Here is a 636-nt window from a genome sequence, read left to right as displayed (position 1 = left end):
CACCAGGAAGAGCCGCATCGCCTCGCCCTTGATCTGGCCGCCGAGGATCATCGAGGCGTTGAAGTCGACGCCGGCCTGCTTCAGCGACGGGCCGTCCTGGTCGTAGACGCGGCGCACCGCGCTGCCGAGCACGCGGGCGGCGTCGAACATGCTGGTGGCGTTCCAGATGGTGATCGGCTCGTCGTCGCCGTTGTCGAGCTTCTCGACCTGCAGGATCTCGCGCACCGACTGCGAGATCGACAGGTTGCCCGCCGACAGCAGCACCATGAAGCGGTCGCCGGTCTTCTCGTAGACCATCATCTTGCGGTAGGTGCTGATCTGGTCCAGGCCCGCGTTGGTGCGCGAGTCGGACAGGAAGACGAGGCCGGCATCGAGCTTGATGCCCACACAGTAGGTCATGACGGGGTGTCCTGCAGGTTCTTCAGGCGGTAGAGCGCGTCGAGCGCCTCCTTCGGCGACAGCATATCGGGGTTGATGCCGGCCAGCGCCCGCTCGATGGGCGAGACCGGCTTCTCGGCCTCCGGCGCGGGCGCCGCGAACAGGTCGATCTGCGCGCTGCCGGCGTGCTGCTGGGCTTCGAGCGCCTCCAGCGTCGCGCGCGCCTGGCGCACCAGCGTGCCGGGCATGCCGGCCAGC

General features: G+C 68.6%; 1 protein-coding gene and 1 pseudogene. Both read right to left on the bottom strand.

Annotated elements, in window-relative coordinates; all coding sequences use genetic code 11:
- Positions 1-399 (bottom strand): annotated as a pseudogene (locus AC1D15_RS36030) (peptidase); the annotation flags it as partial.
- Positions 396-636, bottom strand: a 241-nt coding sequence (locus tag AC1D15_RS36025) for a hypothetical protein (protein WP_477829858.1), incomplete at its 5' end; no start/stop codon positions are given. The gene AC1D15_RS36025 and the pseudogene AC1D15_RS36030, both read right to left, overlap by 4 nt.

This window comes from Rhizobacter sp. P2_H2, assembly GCF_056403375.1.
The sequence above is the reverse complement of the archived record's forward strand: the minus strand, read 5'-3'. Positions and strand labels throughout refer to the sequence as shown.